The 22,908-nt window shown below is 60.3% G+C and carries 19 protein-coding genes and 1 riboswitch; of the genes, 12 read left to right on the top strand and 7 right to left on the bottom strand.

The window, feature by feature from the left end; all coding sequences use genetic code 11:
- Positions 1-166 precede the first annotated feature (166 nt).
- From G5168_RS01645 to aroG, 5 genes are all read left to right on the top strand, one after another.
- Positions 167-919: an electron transfer flavoprotein subunit beta/FixA family protein gene (locus G5168_RS01645; protein ID WP_227340706.1), complete on the top strand. Its 753-nt coding sequence runs from the start codon at positions 167-169 to the stop codon at positions 917-919.
- Positions 916-1,842 carry an electron transfer flavoprotein subunit alpha/FixB family protein gene (locus G5168_RS01640; RefSeq protein ID WP_227340705.1) on the top strand — a complete coding sequence of 309 codons (927 nt, stop codon included), beginning with the start codon at positions 916-918 and terminating at the stop codon, positions 1,840-1,842. The genes G5168_RS01645 and G5168_RS01640 overlap by 4 nt, the downstream gene beginning before the upstream one ends.
- Before the next feature lie 225 nt (positions 1,843-2,067).
- A complete protein-coding gene (gene serC / locus G5168_RS01635) occupies positions 2,068-3,156 on the top strand; it encodes a 3-phosphoserine/phosphohydroxythreonine transaminase (protein ID WP_421172178.1) in 1,089 nt (362 codons plus the stop codon).
- A 227-nt stretch (positions 3,157-3,383) separates the two neighbouring features.
- A complete protein-coding gene (gene aroA, locus G5168_RS01630; protein WP_421172177.1) occupies positions 3,384-4,667 on the top strand; it encodes a 3-phosphoshikimate 1-carboxyvinyltransferase in 1,284 nt (427 codons plus the stop codon).
- A 220-nt stretch (positions 4,668-4,887) separates the two neighbouring features.
- On the top strand, positions 4,888-5,943 hold the full coding sequence (gene aroG / locus G5168_RS01625; RefSeq protein WP_144713523.1) for a 3-deoxy-7-phosphoheptulonate synthase AroG: 1,056 nt from the start codon (positions 4,888-4,890) through the stop codon (positions 5,941-5,943).
- Positions 5,944-6,035: 92 nt separating this feature from the next.
- Here the strand turns inward: aroG and G5168_RS01620 are convergent, their stop codons facing one another.
- Positions 6,036-8,291, bottom strand: coding sequence for an LTA synthase family protein (locus tag G5168_RS01620; protein ID WP_421172176.1), 2,256 nt, complete (start codon positions 8,289-8,291; stop codon positions 6,036-6,038).
- A 255-nt stretch (positions 8,292-8,546) separates the two neighbouring features.
- On the opposite strand from G5168_RS01620, the gene G5168_RS01615 reads away from it, so the two are divergent.
- Entirely contained in the window at positions 8,547-9,632 is a 1,086-nt protein-coding gene (locus tag G5168_RS01615) for a hypothetical protein (RefSeq protein WP_421251756.1), read from the top strand.
- An 81-nt stretch (positions 9,633-9,713) separates the two neighbouring features.
- Here the strand turns inward: G5168_RS01615 and lysC are convergent, their stop codons facing one another.
- Both lysC and argA read right to left on the bottom strand, forming a co-directional pair.
- A complete protein-coding gene (lysC, locus tag G5168_RS01610; RefSeq protein WP_421230748.1) occupies positions 9,714-11,066 on the bottom strand; it encodes a lysine-sensitive aspartokinase 3 in 1,353 nt (450 codons plus the stop codon).
- A 90-nt stretch (positions 11,067-11,156) separates the two neighbouring features.
- Positions 11,157-11,380, bottom strand: a riboswitch (Lysine riboswitch).
- A gap of 107 nt (positions 11,381-11,487) precedes the next feature.
- Positions 11,488-12,816: an amino-acid N-acetyltransferase gene (argA, locus tag G5168_RS01605; RefSeq protein ID WP_005345063.1), complete on the bottom strand. Its 1,329-nt coding sequence runs from the start codon at positions 12,814-12,816 to the stop codon at positions 11,488-11,490.
- A 268-nt stretch (positions 12,817-13,084) separates the two neighbouring features.
- Between argA and msrA the strand changes: the two genes are divergently transcribed.
- Positions 13,085-13,717 (top strand): peptide-methionine (S)-S-oxide reductase MsrA, encoded by a 633-nt coding sequence (gene msrA / locus G5168_RS01600; RefSeq protein WP_005352745.1) that lies wholly within the window; start codon positions 13,085-13,087, stop codon positions 13,715-13,717.
- A gap of 261 nt (positions 13,718-13,978) precedes the next feature.
- On the opposite strand, the gene G5168_RS01595 is transcribed toward msrA, so the two are convergent.
- Genes G5168_RS01595 through G5168_RS01585 form a run of 3 tightly spaced genes read right to left on the bottom strand, consistent with a single transcriptional unit; the run spans position 13,979 to position 15,240 of the window.
- Entirely contained in the window at positions 13,979-14,314 is a 336-nt protein-coding gene (locus G5168_RS01595; protein WP_005333735.1) for a DUF3802 family protein, read from the bottom strand.
- A 57-nt stretch (positions 14,315-14,371) separates the two neighbouring features.
- Complete coding sequence (locus G5168_RS01590; protein WP_100645627.1) at positions 14,372-14,860, bottom strand: GNAT family N-acetyltransferase; 489 nt, start codon at positions 14,858-14,860, stop codon at positions 14,372-14,374.
- Positions 14,857-15,240 (bottom strand): MmcQ/YjbR family DNA-binding protein, encoded by a 384-nt coding sequence (locus tag G5168_RS01585; RefSeq protein ID WP_100645628.1) that lies wholly within the window; start codon positions 15,238-15,240, stop codon positions 14,857-14,859. The genes G5168_RS01590 and G5168_RS01585 overlap by 4 nt, the downstream gene beginning before the upstream one ends.
- A 118-nt stretch (positions 15,241-15,358) precedes the next feature.
- Between G5168_RS01585 and G5168_RS01580 the strand changes: the two genes are divergently transcribed.
- From G5168_RS01580 to G5168_RS01570, 3 genes are all read left to right on the top strand, one after another.
- Positions 15,359-16,150 carry an alpha/beta fold hydrolase gene (locus G5168_RS01580; protein WP_227340697.1) on the top strand — a complete coding sequence of 264 codons (792 nt, stop codon included), beginning with the start codon at positions 15,359-15,361 and terminating at the stop codon, positions 16,148-16,150.
- A gap of 251 nt (positions 16,151-16,401) precedes the next feature.
- Positions 16,402-17,772, top strand: a complete 1,371-nt coding sequence (locus G5168_RS01575) for a leucine-rich repeat-containing protein kinase family protein (protein ID WP_227340696.1) — start codon at positions 16,402-16,404, stop codon at positions 17,770-17,772.
- 283 nt (positions 17,773-18,055) lie between these two features.
- A complete protein-coding gene (locus G5168_RS01570) occupies positions 18,056-18,703 on the top strand; it encodes a thiopurine S-methyltransferase (RefSeq protein ID WP_005337003.1) in 648 nt (215 codons plus the stop codon).
- 332 nt (positions 18,704-19,035) lie between these two features.
- On the opposite strand, the gene G5168_RS01565 is transcribed toward G5168_RS01570, so the two are convergent.
- A complete protein-coding gene (locus G5168_RS01565) occupies positions 19,036-21,822 on the bottom strand; it encodes an insulinase family protein (RefSeq protein ID WP_421251755.1) in 2,787 nt (928 codons plus the stop codon).
- Positions 21,823-21,984: 162 nt separating this feature from the next.
- Between G5168_RS01565 and sixA the strand changes: the two genes are divergently transcribed.
- Together sixA and G5168_RS01555 are read left to right on the top strand one after the other, a co-directional pair.
- A complete protein-coding gene (gene sixA, locus G5168_RS01560) occupies positions 21,985-22,452 on the top strand; it encodes a phosphohistidine phosphatase SixA (protein WP_005351311.1) in 468 nt (155 codons plus the stop codon).
- A 133-nt stretch (positions 22,453-22,585) separates the two neighbouring features.
- Complete coding sequence (locus G5168_RS01555) at positions 22,586-22,792, top strand: DUF1107 domain-containing protein (RefSeq protein ID WP_005336998.1); 207 nt, start codon at positions 22,586-22,588, stop codon at positions 22,790-22,792.
- Positions 22,793-22,908 lie beyond the last annotated feature (116 nt).

Here is a 22,908-nt window from a genome sequence, read left to right as displayed (position 1 = left end):
GCCTCTGCGCTCTGGTTGGCCTAGGGTAATGCTGGTAGTTTACGTAAACGTAAAGCAGTTGTAAGCAAAGCTGAGCAAGAAAAAGCAAAAAATCAGGGAAGAGCGTACTGCAACAAACGCAGAGGCACACTAATGAATTCAATCCAAAGAGACGAGGCATGACCCCATGAAGCTGCTGGTCGCAATCAAACGGGTAGTCGACTACAACGTCAAGATCCGGGTGAAGGGAGACGGCTCCGACGTGGAGCTGGCCAATGTGAAGATGGGGATCAACCCCTTTTGTGAAATTGCGGTGGAGGAGGGGGTCAGGCTGCGGGAAGCGGGTATCGCCAGCGAGCTGGTGGTGGTGACTTTCGGCCCTGACGCTGCCGCCGAGCAACTGCGCCATGGGCTGGCGCTGGGGGCGGATCGGGCGCTGCATTATGTCACCGATGAGACGCTCACCCCGCTCACTGTCGCCCGTGCCTTGCACAAGGTGTGTGAGCAGGAGCAGCCGGATCTGGTGCTGCTCGGCAAGCAGTCCATCGATTCTGACAACAATCAGGTGGCCCAGATGCTGGCTGCCCTCAATGAGTGGCCGCTGGCGACCTGTGCGTCAGCCCTCAAGGTGGAAGCGGGGGAACTGCTGGTGACCCGCGAAATCGACGGTGGCCTCGAGACCCTGCGCATGCCTTTGCCTGCGGTGGTGAGCGCCGATCTGCGTTTGAATGAACCGCGCTTTGCCTCGCTGCCCAACATCATGAAGGCCAAGCGCAAGCCGCTTGATAGCGCTCCGTTCTCGACACTCGCCGTTGAGGTGGCCAACCAGACCCGTTTGCTCGGGGTGATGGCGCCGCCAGCCCGCAGCGCCGGGATCAAGGTGGGCTCGGTGGACGAGCTGGTGGACAAACTCAAACACGAAGCGAAGGTGCTGCCATGAGCGTGCTGATCATTGCCGAACATCATCAGGGCCATCTGGCCGACAACGTGGCACAACTGGTGACCGCCGCCGTCTCCATCGGCGGTCAGGTTGACCTGCTGTTGCTGGGGCAGTGGCTGACCGAGGCGGGTGAACAGGCGGCTGCCATTGGCGGTGTCGACAAGGTTCTGCTTGCCGAACATCCCCTGCTGGCCGACGGGCTGCTGGATGGGGTCGACAAGCTGCTGGCCTGCTGGTGCGAAGGTTACAGCCACTGCCTGATGGCGGCGAGTACCATGGGCAAGACGCTGCTGCCACAGGTGGCGGCCCGGCTCGGGGTGGAGATGCTCTCCGAGGTGACGGCTATCGAGAGTAGCGACACCTTCCTGCGCCCCATCTATGCGGGCAATGCCATTGCCAGAGTGGCAAGCTCGGCGCCCGTCAAAGTGATGACGGTGCGGGCCACCGCGTTTGCCAAGGCGGCGACGGGCGGGCAGGCTCCCATCGAGCACTTGGCCGTGCCCGAATTCGCTGGTCGTACCCGGCTGGTGGAGCGCCGCGCGGTGCGCTCCAGCAGGCCCGAACTGACCGCCGCCCGGGTGGTGGTCTCCGGTGGCCGGGCACTGGGGTCCAAGGCGCAGTTTGCCCTGATTGAGGCGCTGGCCGACAAGCTGGGCGGCGCCGTGGGGGCATCGCGAGCCGCTGTTGATGCGGGATATGTCGCCAACGATCTGCAGGTGGGACAGACCGGCAAGGTGGTGGCGCCCGAGCTCTATATCGCGGTCGGCATTTCGGGGGCCATCCAGCATCTGGCGGGGATGAAGGAGTCGAAGGTGATCGTGGCCATCAACAAGGACAGCGATGCCCCCATCTTTCAGGTAGCGGACTACGGGCTGGTGGGGGATCTCTTCACTCTGCTGCCGGAGCTCACCGCCAAACTGTAAATTTGTCAGAAATGGCTGGGCTGTGGTCGTTTATGCGCTCTGCCCGCCATTTCTGTGCATGTTCCCTGCAAGCCCTGACCCGTTCAGGGCTTTTTCTACTGCAAGGGGGAGGCAGAGTGACGGTAAAAGGTTGAGCCAGCTCCCAAAAAGCCTTTGATCCGCTGGCTGCTCTTGTGTAAAACCTGACAAGTCATCGATTACTCTCATCCACTCACGGAAAGCGTCATGAGCAAACAGATTTACAACTTCTGCGCCGGCCCCGCCATGCTGCCGGTTGAAGTCATGGAGCGCGCCCAGCGCGAATTTTGTAATTTTCAGGGGCTCGGAGCCTCGGTCATGGAGCTTTCCCATCGCGGCAAGCCCTACATGGCGGTTGCCGAGAAGGCCGAAGCGGATCTGCGCGAGCTGCTGGCGGTGCCGGAGAACTACGAGGTGCTCTTCATGCACGGTGGCGGCCGCGGTCAGTTCTCCGCCGTGCCCATGAACCTGCTGGGCGGGGCCAACAAGAAGGCGGACTTCCTGCTGACCGGTGTCTGGTCCCAGAGTGCTGTGGATGAAGCCAAAAAGTATGGCGATATCCAGACCTTCCAGGGGGTTGCCAAGAACGAGCAGGGGATCTCTCACCTGCTGCCGACCCCGGCGTTTCGCGCCGATGCGGCCTATGTTCACTACTGCCCGAACGAAACCATCGACGGCATTGAGATGTTCGACATCCCGGCCACCGGCGAGGTGCCGCTGGTAGCAGATCTCTCCTCCACCATTCTCTCCCGTCCTCTCGACGTCAGCCGCTTCGGCATCATCTATGCTGGTGCCCAGAAAAATATCGGGCCGTCCGGGCTTGCCATCGCCATCGTGCGCGATGACTTGCTGGATCAGGCCAGAGCCGATGTGCCCTCGATTTTTGACTACAAGCTCACCGCCAAGAACGACTCCATGTTCAACACGCCGCCCACCTACGCCTGGTATCTGGCCGGTCTGGTGTTCGAGTGGCTCAAGGAACAGGGTGGCCTCGAGGCGATGGAAGCGCGCAACAAGGAGAAGGCCGACTTCCTCTACGACTATCTCGATCAGTCGAGCTTCTACGGCAATCAGGTGGATGTCAGCTGCCGTTCGCGGATGAACATCCCGTTCCAGCTGAAAAATGCCGAGCTGGACAAGCAGTTCCTGACAGAATCGGAAGCGGCCGGCCTGCTGGCCCTCAAAGGGCACCGCATCGTCGGTGGCATGCGCGCCAGCATCTACAACGCCATGCCGCTGGAGGGAGTGAAGGCCCTGGTGAGCTTTATGGATGGCTTTGCCAAGCGCCACGGCTGAAAAGAAAGTACATACGTGCTTGCTGGCGGCCTCTCGTGACAACTCGTGAGCCGCTTCCAGCTATTGCAGTGATTCACGACGCCGGGGATACCCCGGCGTCTTTTTTTCAACAGAACCAGCGCGCTGGCGTTTGCCGTGCGATTTCCCCTGAAAGTGCCCTTGCCGAGCGGGACGCAGGCTGTTAACGTCCGGACAGGCGTTTATTTTTGAGATAGCACAGGAAGTCTATGAATTCGTTGCGTTTGGAACCCATTTCTCGTGTGGTCGGTGAGGTCAATTTGCCCGGCTCCAAGAGTGTCTCTAACCGTGCGCTGCTGCTGGCGGCGCTGGCTCGTGGCACCACCCGTCTGACTAACCTGCTCGACAGCGATGACATTCGTCATATGCTGGCTGCGCTGACCCAGCTCGGGGTCAAGTACAAGCTCTCCGCCGACAAGACCGAGTGTACCGTGCAGGGGCTGGGCCGCAGCTTTGCGGTGAAAGAGCCGGTCAATCTGTTCCTCGGCAACGCCGGTACCGCCATGCGACCGCTGTGCGCCGCGCTGTGCTTGGGCTCCGGTGAATATACTCTGGGCGGCGAGCCGCGCATGGAAGAGCGTCCCATCGGCCATCTGGTGGATGCCCTGCGTGAAGCGGGTGCCCATATCCAGTACCTGAAACACGATGGTTATCCGCCGCTGGTGGTGGACGCCAAGGGGCTGTGGGGCGGCGATGTGCACGTCGACGGCTCCGTCTCCAGCCAGTTCCTGACCGCGTTTTTGATGGCGGCGCCGATGGCGGCGGGCGATACCCGGATCCACATCAAGGGGGAGCTGGTTTCCAAGCCCTACATCGACATCACCCTGCACATCATGAAGCAGTTCGGGGTGGTCATCGAGCACGACAACTACAAGCTGTTCTACATCAAGGGCAACCAGACCTACATCAGCCCGGGTGACTTTCTGGTGGAAGGGGATGCCTCCAGCGCCTCCTACTTCCTCGCGGCGGGTGCCATCAAGGGTAAGGTGCGGGTCACCGGTATCGGCAAGCACAGCATTCAGGGTGATATCCACTTCGCCGACGTGCTGGAGAAGATGGGCGCGCGCATCACCTGGGGTGGTGATTTCATCGAGGCGGAGCAGGCGCCGCTGCACGGAGTGGATATGGATATGAACCATATTCCCGATGCGGCCATGACCATCGCCGTAGCGGCGTTGTTTGCCGAGGGGCCGACCTCCATTCGCAATATCTACAACTGGCGGGTGAAGGAGACCGATCGTCTGCACGCCATGGCGACCGAGCTGCGCAAGCTGGGCGTCGAAGTGGAGGAGGGGCATGACTTCATCACCGTGACCCCGCCGACCCAGCTCAAGCATGCCGAGATCGATACCTACAACGATCACCGTATCGCCATGTGCTTCTCGCTGGTGGCGCTGTCGGATACCCCGGTCACCATCAATGATCCCAAGTGCACCTCGAAGACCTTCCCGGATTACTTCGACAAGCTAGCCAGTATCAGCCAGCGTGGCTGATCACTGACAAACCCGTCATCACCGACGCTTCGGGCCCGCGCTGAGCGGGCTTTTTTGCCTTCCTCATCCGCACTTCCATTTCGCCTATCATCATTTCAATAACTTGCAAGATTGCTCCGCAAAATAGTTTTGTGATTGCTGTAATTTCCTATTTACACATGGGCTGTCGCGGGCTATGTTGAGATTTCCTAATCGCAGTCATCTAGCAGGAAGCCTTGTCATGCAGCATCAAACCGACGACGTTCGTATCAGTGAAATCAAAGAGTTATTACCCCCGGTTGCGGTGCTTGAGAAGTTTCCGGCTACCGAGGTGGCCTCGTCCACCGTTTTTGAATCCCGTCAGGCCATTCACAATATCCTGGCCGGCGAAGATGATCGTCTGCTGGTGGTGATTGGTCCTTGCTCCATCCATGATCCGGTTGCCGCGCTGGAGTATGGCAAGCGCCTCAAGGCGCTGCGCGACGAGCTGAAAGGTCAGCTGGAGATCGTGATGCGGGTCTACTTCGAAAAACCGCGCACCACAGTGGGCTGGAAGGGGCTGATCAACGATCCGTACCTCGATAACAGCTGCAAGATCAACGACGGTCTGCGCATTGGTCGCAAGCTGTTGCTGGATCTCAACGACATGGGGCTGCCGACTGCCTCCGAGTTCCTCGACATGATCACCCCGCAATATGTGGCGGATCTGATGAGCTGGGGCGCGATCGGTGCCCGTACTACCGAATCCCAGGTACACCGCGAGCTGGCCTCCGGTCTCTCCTGTCCGGTGGGCTTCAAGAACGGCACTGACGGCACCATCAAGGTTGCCATCGATGCCATCGGTGCCGCCAGTGCGCCGCACCACTTCCTTTCGGTCACCAAATACGGTCACTCCGCCATCGTGGCGACCCGCGGCAACCCGGACTGTCACATCATTCTGCGTGGTGGTCGTGAGCCGAACTACAGCGCCGCCCACGTGGACGAGGTGGTGAAGGGGCTGGAGAAGGCCGGTCTGCCCCAGAAGGTGATGATCGACTTTAGTCATGCCAACAGCAGCAAGCAGTTCAAGAACCAGATGCTGGTGGCCGAGGATGTGGCCGGCCAACTGCGTGCCGGCAGCAAGGCGGTGTTTGGTGTGATGGTGGAGAGCCATCTGGTGGAAGGCCGTCAGGATCTGGTGGAAGGGTGTGAACTCACCGTCGGCCAGAGCATCACAGATGCCTGCATAGGTTGGGCCGATACCGAAGTGCTGCTACGCAACCTGGCGGATGCCGTTGCAACCCGTAACGCCCGCTAAAGACCGGATTTCGCAGTCGCAGTGACAAAGAGAAAGTGATAACCAGAGGCCGCTATTGCGGCCTCATCTATTCGTGTTGCGGGGCTTAAGGCTCAGGGCAGGGCATCGGGCCGGAAGCTGGCGCGGATCTGCGGCACCAGGCTCGAGGGGTCGAATCCCTTCTCTTCACCCAGCACCGGATGGAGCAGGGGCTTCTCTTCGATGGGGGTGATATCCCCCGCCAGCAGCTGGCGGGTGGCCTGACCCATCTGGTAGAGCTGGCGCACCGGCGCAAACTGGGTCGCCAGATTGAGGGGGTCATCGGCGCGGGTGAAGGCCATCATGGGGATCTGGTAGGTGGCATCGCGCGCCGGCTTGTCACCGTGAATCCCCTTGCCGGCAGACATCAAAAACGGCTGGTGATCGCCAAAGGCCACCACCAGATAGCGCTTGTCCGACTGGTCTAGGGTCTTGAGCAGTCGCTCCAGCGAGGCCATGGCATCCACCACCCCTGTGTAATAGGTGTTGAGTAACTGGGTGTCGCTCTCGCTCTGGTTCGGACAGGCGCCGCTGCGCTCCTGCCCCTGATAGCGGGGGCCATCGAAGGGGCCGTGCCCCTGCATGGTGACCGCATAGGCAAACAGCGGTTTGTCATCCTGTTCGCTGCGCTTGAGCAGGTGGTCGATCAGCGCATCATCTGAGATATAGAGCCCCTTGTGCTCAAGGGTGGTGAAGCGGGTGTCGAACCAGCGCTCCTCATAGCCGAGCGCCGGGATCGCCTTGGCGCGGCCCCAGAATTTTTCCACATAAGGGTGGGCGAACAGGGTCTTATAGCCGCTCTGTCTGGCGCTCTGGGCTAGCCCCGGCACCTGCTGCGAGAGGTAGTAGTAGGGCACTACGCCCTGCTTGAGCAATCCCACCGGCAAGCCGGTGTTCATCTCGAACTCCGCCAGCACCGTCATGCCGCCGGTGGTGGGGGAGTGGATGGTCTTTTGCCACTGCTGCACGCTGGCGGGCAGGGAGAGGGTGGGAGCCGGTGCGCAGATCCGCCCCTTCCAGTCGAGCCAGAGCGATTCATATTGCAGCACGATCACCAGATCCCAGCGCGGCGCTATGCCCTGGGGCGGATGGCTCAACTGCGGGGTCAGCTCGTTGATCTGCAAGGGGTAGCGAAACACGCTGCCGCTTTGCAGCATCTCGTCCACCAGATTGAACAGATAGAGGCCGGGGCCGGAGCGGATGATGTCCCTGTGGTAGTTGACTGCGCGGTCCACGTAACGAATGTTGGCCCCCAGCAACTTGTTGCCGGTCTGGGTGGCAAAGACACAGAGGGCAAAGAAGGCGACGGTGGCGGCTGCGGTGCGCAGCACCCAGCGCGACAGGGCAAAGCGCCAGCAGAGAAACAGTGCCAGCAACACGGTGAAGATGGGCAGGATGGGGTGCTGGTCGAGCAGGATCCGCAGCAGCGCCAGCAGGTTGCCAAAATCGTCCCCGCCGAGCGGCACGCCGTAGATGGCGATCTTCATAAAGTTGGCCAGCAGACCTATGCCTGACAGCGCGGTAAAGACCAGCCCCATATAGAGGTTGAAGCCCGCCAGCGCGCAGAGGCTCCAGCCCAGCACCATGCTGCCCCAGGCCAGATAGTAGTGCTCCGGCCGAAAGCCTGACCAGAGCAGAAACTCCCCCAGCTTGAACACCACGAAGCCGTGCAGCAGCACGAAGGTGAGGTTGCCGAGCAGCAGGCTGCCGATGATCCGCCAGCGCAGGCTGCGGCGCAGCTTTGGCAGCACCGTTTTGAGCACGGCGGCGCTCAGGGCCAGCACTAGGGTCAGGCTCACCACCAGATAGGTGAGGTTGAAGCCCTGCTCCGGCAGGGTTTGCAGGATCTGGCTGAAATCACCGCTCTCGGGGCGATCCTTGAGCAGCAGACCGATGCGCAGCTGATAACGGCTGGCCAGTGCATCGTCCGGTGCGCGCAAGGTGCTGTTGAGATCCAGCGAGCAGCGGTTATTGCGGCACACCTGACGCTTATCCACCGATTGACTGAGCTGGTCGATCCGCTCCCCCTTGTCGTTGAGCAGCTCCACTCGCACCTTGTCCCCCGCTTGCAGCGGCCCCCGCAACAGCCACTGGCTGCGCACCACCAGATAGAGGCCGCGGCTGTCGCTTTTATAGAGCAGGGCGTGGCGGGTGAGGGTGGCCAGCGGATTGTCGGCGGGGCCCAGCACCAGCGGTTGGGCACGGCCCAGCCAGCTACCGGGATTGATCAGCGGCAACAACAGGGTCAGCAGCAGCAATCCGCCCAGCAGGGCAAGCAGCCCAGAGGGCAGGCTCAGAACGCGGGGGCGGCCTGAGGAGGGGCGATTCATATAAGCTCATCCTTTGAGCGAGTGAGGGAGAGATCGTTCATCCGCATAGAGTTTGACCCGATGGTGCGGGCCTTGTTTCAGCTTGTCAATTTAATGACCACTTAATGAATATTTGGTTACAGCTCAACCTTGCAAATTGTGATCCCGATCGAGGGGTTGTTCGGAATATGTGATGAAAGCGTCATCATGGGGTTTTGCCACTGGCTTGGGAGGGATCTGCTGTTTAGTCTCTCGATAGCGACTGGAGGTACATGTATGAATCCCAAAGTGATGGCACGTCAGGCCAGATTGCTGCGCATGCTGGAGAGCAAGGAAGAGATCCGGATCGGACGCGAGCGCGACTGCCCGCTGCCGCTGGCCCAACTGGTCAAGCTGAAGGATAGCCATCCGGCTGTGGTCAAGGTCTATCGCCACGGTCTCACCGCCGAGGTGTTTCACCTCAAGGTGGATGGGCATCACTGGTGCCTCAAGCGGCGCCGTCAGGATTCACTGGTGGCCAACCTCGATGGCAAGACCGCCTTTCTGACCGAGCTGGAGCGGCGGCGCGAAATCGAGGCGCTGCGCGAGCTGCATCCTACTGTCCTCTCCCACGTGGTCTGCACCAGCTTTGGCTCGGCGCGCGCCGGGGTGCTGGTCTCCCCCTGGTTGCGGGGTGTGCCGGTCCATCAGCTCAACGAACGCAATCTGGCCCAGATGCTGGAGGTGCAGGGTGAGCTGGCCCGCTGGGGCTGGTTTGACTGGGACCCGAGTCCGGGCAACCTGCTCGATGACGGCGAGCAGATCTGCGTGTTCGACTTTGGCTATATGTGGACCTTCGATCCCCGCTTTGAATACAACTCCAACGGTCTGGTCGATCCGCAGTTCCATGTACCGGAGCGGTTGGAGACCCGTACCCTATCTGGACTCTGGCTCGATGAGGCCGATCCTTTACCGCAATTTCGCTACTGGCGCGAGCTTTGTCTGAAATGGGTGAAACGGGAGATCCACCACCTGATCCGTGAAGGGGCCAGCGCGCCCGTGCTGGCCCGCCTGCACGCCCTGCAAGGGGAGTGGAGCGCCGCGCTGGCGAGCGACGAGGCGCTGGTCGCCAACTGGTGGCGGGACATGTATCGCAGCCACCGGCTCGATGTGGCCGATGATCTGAGCGGCCAGAGCTGCGGCCCGCTCACCCTGCGTCGCCTCGACTGGTTGATGCAGGCGGTGACGGATCACTATCCGCTGCTGGTGGACAATCTCTCGCCTCAGGAGACGGAGCTCGGCCAGACCGGGCTGCTGGCCCGCTTGCAGCAGCTGCGCCGCGAAGCCGTGGCCTGCCAGCTGCCTGCCACCAGCCTTGCCTGAGCCAACACATCTGCGGAATAAAAATGAACAGGGCGCCTTGTAGGCGCCCTGTTGCATGGCCGGAATTTCCTCGGTTGAGGGTCAGTCCAGCAGCTCCTGATGGAGGCGGTTGACGATATTGCCCGCCTCGCTCTCCTTGACCAGAAAGCAGAGGTTGTGGGCGCTGGCGCCGTAGCAGATCATCCGGATGTTGTGCTCGCGCAGGGCGTCGAAGACCTGACTGCCCACCCCGTTCACTTCGCTCATCCGGTTGCCGATGAGCGCCACCAGTGCCAGACCGGTTTCCACCTCCACCTTGCAAAGCTGGCCCAGCTCGGCCAGTACCTTGTCGCTCAGGATCGGCTCGCCGTTACTCTGGCTGCCGGTGTGATCCAGGGTCAATGACACGCTCACCTCCGATGTGGTGATGAGATCGACCGAGATGCGGTGACGGGCCAGAATGCCGAACACTTCGGCCAGAAAACCGTAGGCGTGGAACATGTTGAGGCTGTGCAGGGTCACCAGCACCTGCTGGCGGCGCAGGGCGACGGCGCGAAACAGCGGGCTTGAATCTGTGCTGGCGCGGATCCAGGTACCACCGGCGGCAGGATCCCTGGCGGAGCCGACAAACACCGGAATATTCTGGCGCACCGCCGGTTGCAATGTGGCGGGGTGCAGCACCTTGGCGCCGAAAGTGGCCATCTCGGCCGCTTCGACAAAGCTGATTTCGGGAATGGGGCGGGCGCGGGTGACGAGGCGCGGATCCGTGGTGTAGATGCCGGGCACATCGGTCCAGATCTCGATACTGGCGGCATCGAGTGCTTCGGCGAGCAGGGCTGCGCTGTAGTCAGAGCCGCCGCGCCCCAGCGTGGTGGTGCGGCCATCGCCATCGGCGCCGATAAAGCCCTGGGTGATGATGAGGCTGTCGCCAAGCTGCGGGCCCAGCGTCTGCTGGCAGAGGGTTCGGGTGGTGGCCAGATCGACGGTGGCCTTGCCAAAGCGGCTGTCGGTGCGCATTAGCTGGCGCACATCCTGCCAGTGGGCCTTGACGCCGCGCTGGCGCAGCAGCTCGGTAAAGAGGCGGGTAGACATCAGCTCGCCGCAGGCGATGAGGCGGTCGGCCAGCTCCGCATCGGTATGCTGGTGGGCTTGCTGGGCCATGAGGCGAATTTCGTCCAGCTGGCCATGAATGAGGGCGCTCACATCAACGGGGTTGCCGAGATCGGCCAGAATGGCCTGCTGGATCCCGGCCAGTTTGGCCAGCTGCTCGTCGCGGCCCGCCTCGTCCAGCTCCCCTTGTGCCAGAGCGACCAGCAGGTTGGTGACACCGGCACTGGCGCTCAGTACCACCACCCGGGTGGCGGGATTGGCCAGCACGATGTCGGCGCAGTGATTCATGGCCGGGAAGTTGGCGACACTGGTTCCGCCAAACTTGGCGACATTGATCGGGCTCATTGCTTACTCCTGTCTTATTTTAAGATTCCGGTTCCATCGGGCAAAAAAGAGAGGAGGAGGCTGAAAATGGCAGGAATGAACGAAGCTATCCCGGCCAGAAGCACTCCACCTGCAGAGCCCATCCCGTACCGCCCCTGACAGGGCGCGGTGGGGGATGATCACTACCGATGACAACCCGGGGGATTCAGCCCCCGCAGCCGACGTTGAGGTCACCAGTCTCCTCACTCGTCTCGGCGCTGCTCCCCCTGACCCAAGTTCACCGGACGCTGGCGTCCTCCCTTGGGCTGCCTGGGCAGCGCTCCTCTTCTGGCTCCACCAGGGCGGTGGAGTGCATTTAGAAATACCCTGCGTTGGATTGCACTGTCAATCGAGTTTGTGAAAAAGTTCAAATTGTCGGCTAACTCAACACAGAATCAATGGCTTAGGCAATGGTCTTTGACAAAACCTTGGAACGGCGCTGCCAGTTGTAGAGACGCTGGCGCGCCACCGGCAGATCTTCCACTTCCAGCGGATCGAAGCCCCGCTCCCGGAACCAGTGGATGGAGCGGGTGGTAAGCACGAACAGGCGACGGATCCCGAGCCGCTTGGCCCGCTCGGCCACCTTGGCCACCAGCTGATCCCCCCGGTTGGAGTTGCGATAATCGGGGTGGATGGCGACGCAGGCCATCTCCGCCATCGCCTCTTCCATAAAGCAGTAGAGGGCCGCGCAGCCGATGATGAGGCCATCGCGCTCGATGATGGTGAACTTGTCGATCTCCATCTCCAGCTGCTCGCGGGAGCGGCGCACCAGAATGCCTTCCTCTTCCAGCGGGCGGATCAGATCCAGAATGCCGCCGATATCCTCGATGGTGGCGGCGCGGGCCTGCTCGGCGCTTTCCCGCACTATCTGGGTGCCGAGACCGTCGCGGCTGAACAGCTCCTGCAGCATGGCGCCATCATCCTGATAGCTGACCAGATGGGAGCGGGGCACCCCGCCACGGCAGGAGGCGATCGCTGCACGCAGGTAGCGGGCGGTGCCGGACATCTCTTCGCCCGCCTGCTCCAGCTCCACCAGCAGCTCTTCGGCCTGCTCGGGGAAGAGCTCGGAGATGGCTTCGCCGCGTCTGTCCATCACCCCCTGGGTGCTGCTAAAGCAGATGAGCTTGTCCGCCTTGAGGTCGACCGCCACCCGGCGGGCCACCTCTTCGGAGCTCAGGTTAAAGCTCTCGCCGGTGACCGAGCAGCCGATGGGGGAGATGAGCACCAGACTCTTCTGGTCAAGCTGGCGGGTGATCCCCTCCACGTCGATGCGGCGCACCCGGCCGCTGTGGCAAAAGTCGATGCCATCATCCACCCCCAGCGGCTGGGCAGTGACGAAGTTGCCGCTCACCACGCTGATCCGCGCCCCCTGCATGGGTGTGTTGGCGAGTCCCATGGAGAGCTGGGCTGTGATGTCATATTGCAGGCCACCACACACCTGTTTGATGATGGTGAAGCTCTCGTCATCGGTGACCCGGATCCGCTTGTGATACTGGGCCTCGATACCGGCGCGGGCCAGCGCTTCATCGTTTTGCGGACGTGAACCAAACACCAGCACCAGGCGTATGCCCAGTGTTTGCAGCAGGGCGATATCGCTGACGATATTGGCGAAGTTGGGGTGGCAGATGGCTTCTCCCCCCATCATCAGCACAAAGGTGGCACCCCGATGCACATTGACATAGGGGGTGGATTGCCGGAAGGCATTGACCAGACTGGGTTCGCGTTCACGCACTTGATATTTCTTCCATAAAAAAACAGCGATTGGCTCAATATATGAAAATTAATTCACAAATCAAGACTAAATATTGATTTTGGCCGTTTCTGGTCTACGCGGGGCGGCTTGGCCGTGCGGATCGGGAAAGGATGGTTCGAAGCGCAGACGGCCGCCGGGGCGAGCGGGGAGGGGCCCTCCGGTTGATCCGGCGCGATAAACTGCTATCTTCGATGCTCCTTTTCGTCAGCTGTGTGATTTCACAGGGTTTTATACAAGGACAGAATTCATGGAACAGATTATTTCACCGGCAGATGCCCTGCCGGGACGACGCGAAGCGATGGTGATTGGTCAGCAGCATGCGGTGAATGGCAACCCGACCCAGGGGCCTTGGCCCGAGAACATGGAGATCGCCTGGTTTGGCATGGGCTGTTTCTGGGGCGTGGAGCGCCTGTTCTGGCAGCAACCGGGCGTCTACTCCACCGCGGCCGGTTATCAGGGCGGCGTGACCCAGAATCCCACCTACAAAGAGGTGTGCAGCGGGCTGACCGGTCATGCCGAAACGGTGCAGGTGGTGTTTGATCCGGCGGTGATCAGCTACGGCGACCTGCTCAGACTGTTCTGGGAGCAGCACGATCCGGCGCAGGGGATGCGTCAGGGCGGGGACATTGGCACCCAGTATCGCTCGGTGATCTTCTATGGCGACGAGAGTCAGCAGATCATTGCCCAGCAGAGCATGGCGGCCTACCAGCAGGCGATGGCGGCAAGCGGCGACAGTCGTGCCATTACCACCCGCATTCTGCCGCTGGCGCCCTTCTACTACGCCGAGGATTACCATCAGCAATATCTGGAGAAAAATCCGGATGGTTACTGCGGATTGGGTGGCATTGGAGTCTGTTTACCTCCCAGCCTGAACCGCTGAACAGGTTTGTAGTCGATTTCTTAATAAAAGTGAAAATAAATGGTCGGAGGAGGGAACTTATTGCGACCAGTCGGGACTAACTAGGTAGCGTCCAGGGATCGGATGCAAAGTCCAGACACATTTCTTGCCTTGATAACCGCCTGATGAATGAACGCACTGGCGGGTTGAAAATGATAGCAAGCAGGGCTGCCCACCAAGGCGGCCCTTTTCCTTATCTGCTGCTTTGAAATCTTGCGTTGGGCGGGAAAACCGGACGGCAGATCAGCCGATGGCGCTGTCGAACAGGTTCTTGATGAGATCGATAAACTCGATGAGGAAGGTTTTCTGTTCCGGGGTCGGGGCGCGCAGCCAGACGGCAGAGAGCACCTCTTCCAGATCGGCGACCACGGCGTCGGCCTCCTGCATGATGGCGAAACGCACCTTGGGATCGAGCTGGGGGTTTTGCTCGCAAATGGCCATCAGGTTGCTGGCAACACGGCCACTGACCAGATCTTCGATGGTCTCTTCACCATCGTTCTGTTGCTGGGATTCAAACAATCCCAAACTCTCCACCAGATACTCGATCAGCGAGATATAGCCTTCACTTTCTACCACCATGGTTGCTGCCTCAATACAGTAACAATACGAAAATTAAGCGTATTTTAGTGGCTTGCCCTAGCTTGGCAAGCAGCAGTGCAGGCGATGGCGAGTAAAACTGACTCCGCCCCGCTCCACGCACTCCAGCCCGGTCAACGTAAAGCCATGTCGTAAAAATAGCTCATAACTGAAGGCGCTGGCCTCGGTGGTGATGAGGGTCATACCGAGCCCTCTGGCCCCCGCGAGCGCCGTGGTGAGCAGCAGATTGCCCAGTCCCTGGCGCTGATGGTCGGCGCTGACATAGAGCAGACTGAGGTGGCCATCGGGGCTCAGGGTGACAAAACCGAGGGGCACATTTGCCTGCTCCGCCACCCAGCCGTGGTGCTCGCGCAGCTGGCTGACAAAGCCCGGATGTTGTGAACCGAGGGCCCACTGCTCCACCTGCTCGGCGCTGTAGTGTTCGGGGCCGCAGCGTCGCACCGCCTGCTCAAACAGGGTCACGAGGGCGGGGATATGTGCCTCGCCAAGGGGGACAATACAAAGTGCTGGACTAAGTGCTGGGGTCATAAGGTTGGGCCGTCAGTAGGGGAGAGGGGGCGCGGCGCCTGTGGCCGTTTGGCTTTGGGCAGACCCGCGACAACCCGCTCATAGGAGTGGTGCACCCAGCCCTGCCACAGATCATCTGGCAAGGTGCTGTTCAGGGTCACTGTGTTCCAGTGTTGCTTGTTCATATGCCAGCCCGGTTTGACCTCGGGGTGGATCTCGCGTAGCAGCAACGCCAGCTCGGGCTCGCATTTGAGATTGATGGTGAGCGGCTCGGCCTGCCAATCCACCAGCGCGAACATCTTGCCCGCGATGCGGTAGACCAGGATCTCCGGACCAAACGGGGTATCTTCGGTGGCGCCCGGCAGGGAGAGCAGAAAGTGGCGCAAACGGGTCAAATCCATGGAAAGTTCTCGCGCAAGGGGTGATCCGGGTCATGTCAGGCGCATATCTATCGGCGGGCCTGTTCTGTTAATATGCGCGCAGCCGAGTATACCCCCCATCACCAAGGGAGCCTATTGGATGTTGTATCACAAGACTTTCGAACTGGGTCCCGAGCGGGATTGGGTGGTGTTTGTCCACGGCGCCGGTGGCAGCTCCTCCATCTGGTTCAAGCAGCTGCGCGCCTATCGCGAGCACTTCAACGTACTGCTGCTGGACTTGCGCGGCCACGGCCAGTCCCACCAGCTGCAACAGGTGGTCAAGGGCCACTACAGCTTTCGGGAAGTGACCGAAGATATCGTTCGGCTGCTCGATCATCTCGATATCCGCCGCGCCCACTTTGTCGGCATCTCCCTTGGCACCATCCTTATTCGCCATCTGGCCGAGCTCTGCCCGGAGCGGGTCAAGAGCATGGTACTGGGGGGCGCCATTTTGCGGCTCGATATCCGCTCGCGGGTGCTGGTGCAACTGGGCCGACTCGGCCAGCACTTTCTGCCCTATATGTGGCTCTACCGGCTGTTTGCCTTCATCATCATGCCGCGCCAGCACCATCAGGAGTCGCGCAACCTCTTTGTGCGCGAAGCCCGCAAGCTCTGCCAGAAAGAGTTCAAACGCTGGTTCCGCCTCGCCACCGAGGTTAACCCGCTGATGCGCTATTTCCGCGAACGCTCCCTGCCCATTCCCACTCTTTATGTGATGGGGGAGGAGGATCATATGTTTCTGGCGCCAGCGCGCGAACAGGTGGCCCGCGATGCCAGCTCCTCGCTGGCGGTAATCGAGCAGTGCGGTCATGTCTGCAATGTGGAGCAGCCGGAGCAGTTTAATCGTCGTACGCTGGCATTTATTCAATCGCTGGGGAGCGGACGGAAATAAGGATTCATTACGCTGTGCATTCAGGTCATGCTACAGCGGCATTGCAAGCTGGCCGCGAGCAAAGCGCTGCCAACGTGCAATAGATGCCGCTGTCTTGGCGATCGTATAAGCCGCATACTTTCAAGCTACAAGGGGTGATCTGCCCCCCTGATTCTTTATAATGCCCCCCTTTAAAACCGCCGGACCCCGGTTCGGCGCGCTCTGATGGCTGGCTACGTCATCAGGCAGATTATCAGGATTGAGAAACGGTTATGCATACTCTGGAACAGCTGCGTGCGGGTGAACTGTGCGGTGCCCGCCATCTGAAGCTTTGTGAAAACCTGACGGAGTTCCCCACCGAGATTTTGAGCCTGAAAGAGACGCTGGAGGTGCTGGATTTGACCGGCAACCAGCTAAGCACGCTCCCCGACGAGCTGGCCGAGTTTGGCAAACTGCGCATCATCTTCTGCTCCGAGAACCGCTTTACCGAGCTGCCCGAGGTGCTGGGGCGCTGTCCGGCGCTCACCATGGTGGGTTTTAAGGCCAACCGGATTGCTACCGTCTCGGCCAAGGCGCTGCCCGCCGGTTTGCGCTGGCTGATCCTGACCGATAACGCAATTGAGCAGCTGCCCGATGAGCTGGGCCAGTGCGACGCCCTGCAAAAGCTGATGCTGGCGGGCAACCGCCTGCGCGAGTTGCCCGCCAGCCTTGCCAATTGCCGCAAGCTGGAGCTGCTGCGCATCGCCGCCAACCGCATCGAACGCTTCCCCGAGTGGCTGCTCTCGCTGCCGCGCCTTTCATGGCTTGCCTACTCCGGCAACCCCTTTAGCGAAGGGGCGGAGGCGCGGGCCATCGATGATACCCATGTCGCTCCCCTTGCCTGGGAGACGCTGGCGCTGGGCGAGTTGCTGGGGCAGGGAGCATCCGGCGTTATCCATCGCGCCACCCTTGTGGGTAATCCTGCTGATGCAGTGACTCAGGCGAGCGATAGAGGCGATGGCAATCAGGTGGCGGTCAAGCTGTTCAAGGGGGCGGTGACCAGCGACGGGCTGCCCCGCTGCGAGATGGCGGCATCGCTGGCGGCGGGCAGCCATCCCAACCTTATCAAGGTGATAGGCAAGGTGGCGGATCACCCCTCCGGCATTCCGGCGCTGGTAATGGAGCTGATCGATCCGGCCTTTGCCAATCTGGCCGGGCCGCCGAGCCTGGACTCCTGCACCCGGGATGTCTATTCCGAGGGGCTGCATCTGAGTGTGCCGGATGCGCTGGCGATGGCCCACGGCATCGCCTCGGTGGCAGGCCATCTGCACCGCGCGGGCATCATGCACGGGGATCTCTACGGCCACAATATTCTGTTTGCCCGTGGGTCTGACGCCCCGGCTCGCGCCTTGCTGGGGGATTTTGGTGCCGCTTCCTTATATGGCCGCAGCGACTGCGAGCGGGCGCTGGGCCTTGAACGACTGGAGGTACGCGCCTTTGGTTGCCTGCTGGAGGAGCTGCTGGCCCATTGCGATACGCAAGACTCACCGCTTGATGGGTTGCATCAGCTCAAAGCGGCCTGTCTCTCGGAACTCCCCGCCGAACGCCCCGATTTTGCTTATATCGAGCGCCAGCTGGCGGCCGCTCGCGCCACACTGTCGTGATCTTTCTGGCGTTGGCGGGCACGAGTTGGCCTGCCAACGTCATTCTTTTTATTCATTCATCGCCATACACCAATGGCGTTTTTGCATGGGTTGGTATACCTCTGCCCGTTATAAACGTACCCAATAGCGCTCATTGCGACTGCGAGGCGCACGGCAAGGGGATGTCCCATCATTCGCTCGATAACACGCAGAGGCTGCGCGGCAAAAAGGGGAGGGCAGAGGGTTGCGCGGTGCCGGTTAAGTTGTGATATTGAGGCATCTTTAGTACAGAAGGGTAATAACGATGGAAGCTGCGTTTTGGCATCAGCGTTGGGAAGAGAACCGGATTGGCTTTCATCAGGCGGACTTCAACCACTGGCTGCAATCCTGGTGGTCAGCCCAGCAAGCGGACGAGCCGGTGCTGGTTCCCCTGTGTGGCAAGTCCCGCGACATGCTCTGGCTGAGCGCTCAGGGCCATCCGGTCGACGGTTTCGAGCTATCGAGCCTTGCCGTCAGCCAGTTCTTCAGTGAAAACCAGCTCGCCGCGACCGTGAGCGAAGTGGGCCCTTATCAGTGCCATCAAGTGGACAGCCTGCGCATTTTTCAGGGAGATTTTTTCGCCGCTCCCAGTCTGGGTCGCCGTTACCGGCTGGTCTATGACCGCGCGGCGCTGATCGCCCTGCCGACCGCGATGCGCCGCCAGTATGCAGCCCTGATCAGTTCGCTGGTCGAGACCGGTGGCCAGATCCTGCTGGTGACCCTTGAATATCAGCCTGAACAGCAGAGTCAGCCCCCCTTCTCGGTGGGGGAGATGGAGGTGCGAGCCCTGTTCGAACGGGACTTTCGCATCGAGGTGCTGGGGCGCGCCGCCGAAGTGGATCACCCGCGGGTGCTGTCGGGTCAGCTCTCCTACTTCGATGAGGTAGCCTACCGGCTGGTTCGCCGGGGTTAACGGGCAGCTAACGGGCGAGCAAAGGGTGATCTGCGCCGACAAATCATCGGGCTATGCGCTCTTCGCTACCTCCTTTGACGTAGATCAACGTGACTGGCGGGGGGAGTGCCTAATATGAGGCTGTTTCTCAATCACTGTTGGCATTGCAAAGCGAGTATCGGGTCTTTCCCGCTTGCTGATCAGCAACTCAGTGTCTGATTTTCACGCTCATGTTCACTTTTGGCGGCTTTGGTCGCAATTGTTATGGTTTTTCCAGCCGACCCTGATGGGTCGGCTTTTTATTGCCTGTGATTTGCCGTGGGAATGGAAAAACGGGGGCGTGCGAGGCCTGATCAGGCCTCGAAGGTGGCGGCATTGAGCCGAAATGCCCGTGGATCATCGATAAACTGGCCGGTGATCCGCTCGTCATGTTCGTGCCCCTGACCATAGCTGCAGAGGATCAGCCGATCGGAGGTGCGCGAGCGCAGCTGGGTGATAAAGCGCACCAGATCGGCGCGGCTCAACTTGCCCACCTCATCGCAGACCCGTTCCCGCTGATCGAACCCCAGGTCCTTGTTGCCAATACTGACCCACAACCGCTGGCCGCGACTGCGCAGGTTGGCATCCCGCTCGCTCAGCTGGGCTTGCAGCCCCGCCTTGCTCTCTTGCCACTGCTGCTCGGTAAATTCGAGCATGGCCAGCGGGAAGAGGTCGATAAACTCCTCCACCGCATCGAGCAGGATCTGCGGCCCCGCCACCGGCGACTGGATATAGAAGATCAGCCCCGGATGGCGATTGAGGGGCAGGTTGCCGGCACCCACCACATACCCCAGTTGCTGGCGGGTGCGCAGCTCGTGGAAGAAAGTAGAGGACATGATGTGGTTCGCCAGGGTAAAGCAGGCGAGATCCCGCGCCCGGGTGGTACGGGACTGGTAGTAGACCAGCAGTGCCGAGTCTTCGTGATCGCAACCCTGCTCGCGAATAAGGGTGCCCCTGTCCTGAATGGAGATGAGCGGACGACGGGTCTCGCCGCTCGGCTTGCTGCTGGTGCCATTGATATCGCTCAGGTGGCGCTCCATCAGGGCGGCCAGCTCCAGCGCTTCGGCGGCAGTCCAGTCGCCATGCACCAATGCCTCGACATGCACCTCGCCAAACAGCTGGGCCACGAAGCCGGGCATCTCCTCCAGCTCGACGGTGCGCAGGTGGCGCAGCAACTGCTCGAACGGCGGGTTGTTCGGTTGCAGCAAACTGGTGAGCTGGTTAAAGAGCTGGGAGATGGGGCGCGCCTTGGACTGGTTGTCCCAGTTGCGGATGAGCTGCTCTTTGATCTCGGCGAAGCGGCCCGGATCCGGATACCCCAGCGTGCGGTTGCCGAGGATCATGTCGAGCAACAGCGGCTGCTTGTCGGCAAAACCGCTCAGGTTGATGGTAAAGCCCCCCTGATGGGCATAGATCTGGTAGCCCAGCCCCGCCAGCTCCGCCGGATAGGTGAGGGCGTTGAGGTGGTCTGCCAACAGCTCCACGGCGAGGCGCGCCATGGCGATATTGCGCGGATTTTTGACCGCATGTTCGCTGTCGATGGAGATGTAGAGATTGCCCTTGGGCACGCTGAACAGGTGCTCATGGAGGTGCCAGAGGCGAAAACCGGGACGATCGATAAGACAGGCGGGCATATCGGCGGCAAGCTCGGGTGTGCGCGGATCGAGTCGGCTGCTGATAAAGGGGTTGGGCTTGGGCAGCGCCAGCGCCGGATCCGGTTCGCTCTGCTGCCAGCGAATTTTCTCGGCCTCGGTAATGGTCGCCACGCTGTAGGGGGTCTGATACCAGCGGGCCAGCCGATCGGTTGCCACTTCCGGCGCAGTGATGGTGATGCGCAGGTTATGCGGGGTGAGCTTGACGAGGAGGCGGCGGATCAGCCCCTCGTCATATTCGCGCATCATGTAGTCGCCGTAGAGCAGATCCTCAGGTTTGTAGCTAAAGAGGTTGAGCACCAGCCCCGACACCGTATCGAGGGGGCGGCCGCGCTCCTGAAAACGGAACGCCGATTCGAGTACGGTCCGTTTTTCGTCATAGCGCCAGCTCTGCAGCCCTTCGCGGCCAATCAGTTTCAGATAGCCAAACAGGGCGGCGAGGATGTCATCCACATGTTCAAGGCCCAGAGGGGTGAGGCCGAAGTTGACGCCAAAATCCTTGAAGTTGGCGCCGCTTATGCCACCGCCCGCCGAGAGCTGGTTGACCCAGCCTTTCGCCTTGAGCAGGGAGAGCAGGCTGCCATCCCCCTCATAACCGATCAGATGGCTCAGGAAGGTGAGGGGCTTTTTGTCGTAAAACTCGTCCACATTGGGCAGGGGGAAGCAGAGCGACAGCTTGCGGGTCTCCTTGACCGGATTGATGTGGATGCGCACGCCGAGATCGTCGAGCCGGTAGAGCGGCATGGTGAGGGTCGGGGTTCCCAAATTGCGATTCAAAATGGGAGCAAAGTAGCGACAGCACCACTGCAACTGGGTATCGATGGATTCCGGCGAGATCATCACCAGTGCCATGCGATCCGCGCTGTAGTGGCTTTCGTAAAAACGGATAAGGTCGGAGCGCAGATCCCGTCCCGGCAGATCGGCCAGGGTATCGAGGTTGCCCACCGAGAACTTGGAGAAGGGGTGCGCCGGGTTGACCGTCTCTTTATGCACCTGATAGCTGCGGCGCATGTCGTCCTGCAGTTTGAGGCGATACTCGGAGTCGACCGCGTTGCGCTCCTTGTCCACCCACTCCGGATCAAAGGTGGGGCAGATAAAGAACTGGGAGAAGCGATCCAGCCCCGCTTCGAAGAAGCCGTTGTCGATCTCGAAGAAGAAGTTGGTGAACTCGGTGCCGGTCCAGGCGTTGTTGCTGCCGCCATGACGGCTCATAAATTGCTGGTACTCACCAGGTTTGGGGTAGGTGCAGGTGCCGAGAAACAGCATGTGCTCCAGGAAATGGGCCATTCCCTGCCGGTCGGCGGGATCGTCAAAATGGCCGGTATTGACCGCCAGCGAGGCGGCGGATTTGTCGGTGTCGGGATCACAAATCAACAAGACCCTGAGCCGGTTGGCCAGCTCCAGAAAATGGTATTGCCGATGGTCATTGGGACTGGCATATGGGCTCATTGGCGTGTGACTCACGTTGGATTTATTTGAATTTAAACATGATTATCGACCCCGCTATCCCGTCAGGCAAACCCTTTTCTGAGAGGTAGCGCAATTGTTTCCACACCCGTGGCGGGGTAAGATCCCCCGGCTATCAAAACAGGCCCGTTGGGCGAGGTTGTAATGAAGATCTATATCATGCGTCATGGCCAGGCTGGCATGAATGCGAAAACAGATGAACAGCGTCCATTGACCGAGCAGGGTATTGAAGAGTCTATCCAGATGGCCCGCTGGCTGGCGCCTCAGCTGATTGGCCCGCTGGATCGGGTGATCCACAGCAACTATCTGCGGGCACGCCAGACCTGGCAAGCCATATGCAGTGAATTACCTGACGCAGCAGCCGTTGAAGAGAGTGGCGACATTACCCCGTACGGTGATCCCGCTTTCGTGGCCAGCTACCTCACCACTTTGGCGCAGCAACATGACCAGATCCTGATGGTCAGCCATCTGCCGCTGGTGGGTTATCTGGTGCAAAGCCTCTGCCCGGCAGCAGGAGCACCCATGTTCGCCACCTCGGGGATCGCTTGTATCGAGTGGCACGATGGCAAAGGAGCCTTGCTCTGGCTCGAAGGGCCGCATACAATAGGCTAAAAGTTAATAAAAAGTTATAGATTGAATTTTTTGGGAAGAGATGGGCGAGTTTTCCGGATTTTTATAAATATTTTACGGAATTAATTCGCAGAAGCTGCTGTCATACGGATACAACTGCAAGAGGTTGCAAACGATGAGAGTGTTCAAGAAGTACCTGCCACTGATGGTGGCAAAGCATGTCAAAACCTTCTTTAAAGGTCGGATTTACATCCATGGTCGGGGGCGGTTTGATTTCCAATCCGGTTTGTTGCTGATGCCGAATCCGGCGGATATTCCCCACCGCCAGACAGTCACCGAAGTCAACGAGCTGATCTCCAGACTGCACATGGATGCCGCGTGATGCGCTTCTGAACCTGTTTCTGCACTGATATGCCCGCACTTTTGCGGGCATATTTGTTTCTGGCGACTGGCGTTCACTATGTGGCTGTTCAGGCCCACACCTTTGTTTATCTTCCA

The organism is Aeromonas sp. 600724, assembly GCF_049175135.1.
GTDB classification, from domain to species: domain Bacteria; phylum Pseudomonadota; class Gammaproteobacteria; order Enterobacterales; family Aeromonadaceae; genus Aeromonas; species Aeromonas veronii_A.
The sequence above is the reverse complement of the archived record's forward strand: the minus strand, read 5'-3'. Positions and strand labels throughout refer to the sequence as shown.

Coding starts and splice junctions, on each gene's coding strand:
- G5168_RS01590 (WP_100645627.1), bottom strand. CDS start 14,860: ATGACCCCAGCACTTAGTCCAGCACTTTGTATTGTCCCCCTTGGCGAG.
- sixA (WP_005351311.1), top strand. CDS start 21,985: ATGAAGATCTATATCATGCGTCATGGCCAGGCTGGCATGAATGCGAAA.
- G5168_RS01640 (WP_227340705.1), top strand. CDS start 916: ATGAGCGTGCTGATCATTGCCGAACATCATCAGGGCCATCTGGCCGAC.
- serC (WP_421172178.1), top strand. CDS start 2,068: ATGAGCAAACAGATTTACAACTTCTGCGCCGGCCCCGCCATGCTGCCG.
- lysC (WP_421230748.1), bottom strand. CDS start 11,066: ATGAGCCCGATCAATGTCGCCAAGTTTGGCGGAACCAGTGTCGCCAAC.
- G5168_RS01570 (WP_005337003.1), top strand. CDS start 18,056: ATGGAAGCTGCGTTTTGGCATCAGCGTTGGGAAGAGAACCGGATTGGC.
- aroG (WP_144713523.1), top strand. CDS start 4,888: ATGCAGCATCAAACCGACGACGTTCGTATCAGTGAAATCAAAGAGTTA.
- G5168_RS01595 (WP_005333735.1), bottom strand. CDS start 14,314: ATGGTGGTAGAAAGTGAAGGCTATATCTCGCTGATCGAGTATCTGGTG.
- msrA (WP_005352745.1), top strand. CDS start 13,085: ATGGAACAGATTATTTCACCGGCAGATGCCCTGCCGGGACGACGCGAA.
- G5168_RS01575 (WP_227340696.1), top strand. CDS start 16,402: ATGCATACTCTGGAACAGCTGCGTGCGGGTGAACTGTGCGGTGCCCGC.
- aroA (WP_421172177.1), top strand. CDS start 3,384: ATGAATTCGTTGCGTTTGGAACCCATTTCTCGTGTGGTCGGTGAGGTC.
- G5168_RS01615 (WP_421251756.1), top strand. CDS start 8,547: ATGAATCCCAAAGTGATGGCACGTCAGGCCAGATTGCTGCGCATGCTG.
- G5168_RS01565 (WP_421251755.1), bottom strand. CDS start 21,822: ATGAGCCCATATGCCAGTCCCAATGACCATCGGCAATACCATTTTCTG.
- G5168_RS01645 (WP_227340706.1), top strand. CDS start 167: ATGAAGCTGCTGGTCGCAATCAAACGGGTAGTCGACTACAACGTCAAG.
- G5168_RS01585 (WP_100645628.1), bottom strand. CDS start 15,240: ATGGATTTGACCCGTTTGCGCCACTTTCTGCTCTCCCTGCCGGGCGCC.
- G5168_RS01580 (WP_227340697.1), top strand. CDS start 15,359: ATGTTGTATCACAAGACTTTCGAACTGGGTCCCGAGCGGGATTGGGTG.
- G5168_RS01620 (WP_421172176.1), bottom strand. CDS start 8,291: ATGAATCGCCCCTCCTCAGGCCGCCCCCGCGTTCTGAGCCTGCCCTCT.
- G5168_RS01555 (WP_005336998.1), top strand. CDS start 22,586: ATGAGAGTGTTCAAGAAGTACCTGCCACTGATGGTGGCAAAGCATGTC.